7 protein-coding genes are annotated in these 5,642 nt (G+C 33.1%); all 7 read left to right on the forward strand.

The window, feature by feature from the left end; translation table 11 throughout:
* The first annotated feature begins 199 nt into the window (after nucleotides 1-199).
* The 7 genes from JOC49_RS12740 to JOC49_RS12770 all read left to right on the forward strand — a co-directional run bounded on the left by JOC49_RS12740 (nucleotide 200) and on the right by JOC49_RS12770 (nucleotide 5,487).
* Entirely contained in the window at nucleotides 200-1,315 is a 1,116-nt protein-coding gene (locus tag JOC49_RS12740) for a GGDEF domain-containing protein (protein ID WP_204665419.1), read from the forward strand.
* A 48-nt stretch (nucleotides 1,316-1,363) separates the two neighbouring features.
* Entirely contained in the window at nucleotides 1,364-2,050 is a 687-nt protein-coding gene (locus JOC49_RS12745; protein WP_204665420.1) for a CorA family divalent cation transporter, read from the forward strand.
* A 143-nt stretch (nucleotides 2,051-2,193) separates the two neighbouring features.
* Nucleotides 2,194-3,660, forward strand: a complete 1,467-nt coding sequence (istA, locus tag JOC49_RS12750) for an IS21 family transposase (protein ID WP_204665421.1) — start codon at nucleotides 2,194-2,196, stop codon at nucleotides 3,658-3,660.
* Nucleotides 3,657-4,376 carry an IS21-like element helper ATPase IstB gene (gene istB, locus JOC49_RS12755; protein ID WP_204665422.1) on the forward strand — a complete coding sequence of 240 codons (720 nt, stop codon included), beginning with the start codon at nucleotides 3,657-3,659 and terminating at the stop codon, nucleotides 4,374-4,376. Before istA ends, istB begins: the two co-directional genes overlap by 4 nt.
* Before the next feature lie 35 nt (nucleotides 4,377-4,411).
* Nucleotides 4,412-4,843 (forward strand): CorA family divalent cation transporter, encoded by a 432-nt coding sequence (locus JOC49_RS12760; RefSeq protein WP_279381224.1) that lies wholly within the window; start codon nucleotides 4,412-4,414, stop codon nucleotides 4,841-4,843.
* Nucleotides 4,844-4,868: 25 nt separating this feature from the next.
* Nucleotides 4,869-5,228: a LapA family protein gene (locus tag JOC49_RS12765; protein WP_204665424.1), complete on the forward strand. Its 360-nt coding sequence runs from the start codon at nucleotides 4,869-4,871 to the stop codon at nucleotides 5,226-5,228.
* The gene (locus JOC49_RS12770; RefSeq protein ID WP_204665425.1) at nucleotides 5,209-5,487 is read left to right on the forward strand and encodes a hypothetical protein; all 279 of its coding nucleotides are present in this window, start codon (nucleotides 5,209-5,211) and stop codon (nucleotides 5,485-5,487) included. Before JOC49_RS12765 ends, JOC49_RS12770 begins: the two co-directional genes overlap by 20 nt.
* The last annotated feature ends 155 nt before the right edge of the window (nucleotides 5,488-5,642 follow it).

Below are 5,642 nucleotides of genomic sequence, written 5' to 3' on the forward strand. Positions count from 1 at the left end.
AGGAGTTTTGTGATAAAATAGTATAGAAAGCAAGTCTGATTTATATGAATTTGACTATCATAGGAAAGCGCAACCAGAGACGCAGAATTCTGGTAGATAGATATTTTTAACCTGTCATTTGAAGTGTTTTGAAGTCTCATCAATTATGTACTAATCAATAATGATTATAAATTATAACTTTATGAAGAGGGGCCAATTAATGGGGAAGTATTTATTGAAATGGGATCATGATTTTGATACTGGTAATCTTGTGATAGATTCTCAGCATTTTAACTTAGTAAAAACGATTAATGAACTTTTCGAAATAAGTGTGAATAATAAAAGTATTAGTATTGAATTGATTAATATAATAAAAAATGATCTTTCTAAGTATATTAATGAACATTTTAAAACTGAAGAAGAATTAATGATAAGATACTCAGTTGATCTACGTCATAGTGATGAACACTTTAAATTACACAAGGAATTTAGTAATGAAGTTTCAAAATTTATTAGCAATAGAACAAACTTAGAAAGTCCCGCAAAATTAAATGAAGTAATGGAGTATCTCATTAGGTGGTTAGCTTATCATATTTTAAATACAGATAAGAGTTTGGTAAGGCAAATTCATTCTATATCAAATGATAAAATGTCCCCATCTGTAGCATATGATATGGAAGAAGAAATGGATGAAAGTTCAACAGAACCGTTACTGAAAGCACTAAAAGTACTTTATAGATTGGTTTCTAAAAAAAATAAAGAGATAGAAAAGAAAAATCTAGAATTGGAATATAAAGTAAAAGCGAGGACTGAAGAACTCAGAAAGTCAAATGAGCAATTAAAGCAAATGTTGTTACAAGATCTTTTAACAGGTTTACCAAATCGTAGATTTGTAATGGAAGAAGTTCAGAAACTTATTTTAAATTGGGAAAGGTATGAAACAATATTTTCTGTTCTCTTCATTGATATAGATAAATTTAAAGAAGTTAATGATAAATTTGGTCATGATAAAGGTGATTTAGTTTTAAAAATACTTGCAGATTTTTTGTGTCATAACATTAGAAAAACAGACATTGCTTGTAGACTTGGTGGTGATGAGTTCGTGATTATCTGTTCGCATACAGATCAAGAAGGTGTTATTAAAATTGGCCAAAATCTAAACCAAAAAATTAAAAAAATAGATGATCATGTTGTAGAATTTTGGGAACCCTCATTGAGTATAGGTATAGCAACTATAAACGAAGAGATAAAAACAGCAAGTGATTTATTAAAAATAGCTGATTCTGCAATGTACATTTCCAAAAAAAGTGGTGGTGGAAAAATTTCCATCGTGTAAAAATTAGAACAGGAAGGCTTTTTAGACTTGAAAGTAAAGGAGGTAAAGTTGAAGAATTATTATGACCCATTTAATATTTTACGGGGAAAGAAAGAGTATAAAGGGGAACCACCAGGTACAATTGCTTATACAGGGCAATATGTAGATGTTGAAGTTAAAATTGAATGTTATGAATACAATAAAGATGAAATTACTATAAAAAATGTTAGTGAGATAGACAACGAGTTTAATCAAGATATGACTTATTGGTTTAATATAATTGGATTAAATAATGCTGACTTAATTAAAAGTATAGGCGAAAAATTTTGCATGCATCATATGGATGTGGAAGATATAGTCCATGTATCTCAATGGAGTAAAATAGAAGTAAAAAGAGATTATATATTTTCAATTTTAAAAATGATCTACCTCAATGAGAAGAAAATAATACATGAGCATCTTGGAATTTTGCAAAAAGATAATATTGTCATCACTTTCCAAGAAACACCAGGTGATGTTTTTGATGAAATTCGTGAAAGATTAAAAGAGGGAAAGGGCCAAATTAGAGACAAAGGAAGCGATTACCTTTTTTATACACTACTGGATGCATTAATAGATCAATATTTTATAATAATCAATCATATTTCAACTGATTTTAAACAATTAGAAATGAAAATATTGGAAAATGATATTCAACATAAGGAAAAAATTTATGAAATGAGAAAAGAACTTGTTTACTTATTCTGTTTTTGGTAAAATAAGTTTAAACAAAATGGCAAAACAAATTAAAAAGTAATTGCCAGTACATTCACAATCGAATATCCTTTTAGTTACGACAAAATACCTGAAAGGATTGAAAGGACGTGCTGACAATTACTCAAATAGATTATATCCGAGATATGTACTTTAATAAAGGACTTTCTGTAACAGAAATCCAAAATCGTACAACACATGCCAGAAACACCATCACTAAATACCTAAATCAAGAGGATTTTAACCCTCCTGCCTATACTCGAACCAAAGAAAGAAAATCTGATCTCGTTCGTCCCTTTGTCCGAAGTATATTGCTTCAGGACAAGAACAAACGAAGGAAAAAACGCCACACTGCCAAACGCATTTACGCCAGAGCTTGTCAGGAAGTTCCTAACTTATGCAAAATCAGTGAAAGAACCATGCGTAACATTGTCAAAGAAGAAAAGGCTCTTATCTATGTCGATAGAGAATGCTTCCTTGACTTAGACCACCCCGGCGGTGAAGCTCAAGTAGACTTCGGTGAAATCGATATCTACCAAGATGGGAAAATAGTCACTGCTCACGAGTTCGTTATGAGTTTTCCTGCCAGTAATGCGGGATTCTGCCAGGTAACTCTTAGCGAAACTATGGAAGCCGTTTGCCAAAGTATGGTAAAAATCTTTGAACATATTGGCAAAGTACCTAGCAAGATCTGGTTCGATCAAATGGCAGCTGCCGCTTTACGGTTAAAAGATTCAGAGGGTAAGGTTATCCCTAATCCAAGATTTCATCGGTTTGCTGTCCATCATGGTTTCGAGATTGTCTTTTGTAATCCACACTCTGGCAATGAAAAAGGCTCGGTTGAAAACAAGGTCGGTTACTTCAGGAATAATCTTTTCATACCAGAGCCGATTATCGACGACCTCGATAAATACAATGCTGACCTCCTATATCGTTGCGATAAGGACAATACCCGTGAGCACTACAAGCTAAAGCCATTGACCCTGAATGCTATCTTTGAAAAAGAAATGGATCTTATGCACGACTTCAATCCGATTCCTCTTGATTATGCTAAGGAAGATAAGTATAGAGTCTACAAAAACGGTCATATCAAGGTTGACAATAATGAATATTCCGTATCACCAAGTCATGTTGGCGAACACGTTATCGTTAAGTTCTTTGCCAACGAACTGGTTATATATAACCGGCGGTACCAGGAAATCACACGGCACCGGCGATCTTTTGACAAAGGCAAGAAATTCACCCATTGGGTAGATTTCCTAAACCTTGTGGCCAAACGACCAAGAGCCCTGAAGTATGTAGAGTTCTATCACCTCTTACCTAAAGTCTGGCAAGACTATACCGCACGCCTTAATCCTGAGGACTTACGTGATGCTTTATATTTCCTCAAACATTGTCTTATTGAAAAAGACTTTGCCTTTGCAACAAAAGTTGTTGAAGAAAATATGAACCAGCACGTGACGGAACCCGAAGCTTTATGGACAACATACTACCGTATGAATGAGGATCAATCCTTATACTTACCGCATACACAGGCGTCGGAGCTCTCATTTCCAAACTTCACCGTAACCCTTGAAGATTATGACGATCTGATTGGTGGTGAACTACAATGAAAGATCTTATTACCAACTATCAGAAGAAACTTCGTTTAAGCAATAACCTTATTGATATATATGAAACAACGCCTTATGAAAACAAGGACCAGTTTATCCATGACCTTCTTGAAAAGCTCTATAAGGAGCGTCAAGCAGGTATTATGGCTAGAAACATGAAGCAGGCAAACTTCCCGGTCAAAAAGACCTTGGAAGCCTATGATTGGAGCCATGTACAGATACCTGAAAAGCTATCTGTTGGTGCGATAACAAACTTGGATTTTCTTGAGAACCAAGAAAACCTGATTCTTTATGGAAATATTGGAGCAGGCAAGACCCATTTGGGGATTGCCCTTGGAATTAAAGCTATCATGCAAATCAAAATCGTATACTTCTTTACGGTTCATGAGCTTATTAATAAACTCATTCAGGTAAGGGAAAATGACACATATGAAAGATTCATGAAAAAGCTTAAAAAAGCCCATTTGTTGGTTCTGGATGAATGGGGATACCTTCCACTTCATCAAGAAGGTGCCCGACTGCTCTTTGAGGTTATCAGCATGTGTTATGAACAAAAGAGCCTAATAATAACCACAAACATCGAGTTTAGCCACTGGAAGAACTTCTTGTTTGATGAAAAACTGACCGCTGCCATCATTGATCGAGTGGTTCACCACTCACATTTATTATTTTTTGATGGTCCAAGTCACAGGAAGCAAAATGCACTTTTAAAATAGTAACTTATTAACCAGAATGTACTGTTCAAAATGTTTTGCCATTTTGTTCAAAAAACTATTGCCAAATACACTTATTCAATTCAATTACACCAATTAAAGATTCGATTGCATATATATTTATGCAGAAGGAGTCTTTTGTTCATGAAAATATGAGACCGTATTATAATGATCTTAATGAACATTTATGTCAAATAACAGATTCTTTAAAGGCATACAAAGAAATGAATAATAGTTTACATGAGATGCATATGTCAAATGTGAGCAATGATATGAATAAAATCATGATGACGTTGACAATATTCTCTGCAATATTTATTCCATTATCATTTTTAGCAGGTGTATTTGGTATGAATTTCTCTTATATTCCTGGTTTGGACATTAAATCCGCATTCTATGTATTCATTACTGTATGTGCAACAACTGCTGGTGGAATGTTATTGTTTTTCAAGTTAAAAAAGTGGTATTAATATTAAGTATAGGAAGGAGGTACAGATGCAAAAAAACATGATTATTACATTACTATTTTCAATTTTGATCGCATTTTTTGCGATTTTAAACGCAGCGGCTATCCCTGTTAATCTAATATTTATGAAGATGGATATTTCTGCAGCATTAGTGATTTTATTATCAGCGAGTATAGGAGCTGTTATTGTTTATTCACTTGATACAGTTTCTAAAATGAAAAGCAGAAAAAGATGTAAAGAATTTGAAAAAAACAATGCAATGATGAATAAGGAAATTAAGGAGCTGCAAGAAAAGTCTACTAGTCAATTATTAGAAATTGAGAACCTAAAAATGAAAATTGAAAAACTAAAAAAAGGAGATCAAGAAGATGCTATTAAGAAAATATAGTCAGTTGAAAATAGAAAATGAAGAACTTAAACGGATGCAGAATAAATATAAAAGAGATATTTTCTTTGTTGGAGCTCTACTAGGAGCCTTGTTAGCTTTAATTGGAGTAAGTTCATATAAAACAAAGCCGATTGAAAAATTAAAATATAGCGTATACAATTTAAAAGGAAAAATATCTAAAAGACTGAATACAACTATTGAAAATGCTGAAGATAAAGTTGAAGAGTTCATAGACGAGATTGAAAAAAGTGAAAACTAAAATATCTTAAGTTATTTAATATGGATAACCTCTGGCCAACTTGACCAGAAGTAAAACAAATGCTAACTTCTCATATTTTTCCTACTCAACATAAGAACGCCATCAGTGATTACTCAAAATAGGTAGTGTTGAACCTTCTGTTAACTTTCAAGAAA

Origin of the sequence: Fusibacter tunisiensis, assembly GCF_016908355.1 — a bacterium.
GTDB lineage: Bacteria > Bacillota > Clostridia > Peptostreptococcales > Acidaminobacteraceae > Fusibacter_D > Fusibacter_D tunisiensis.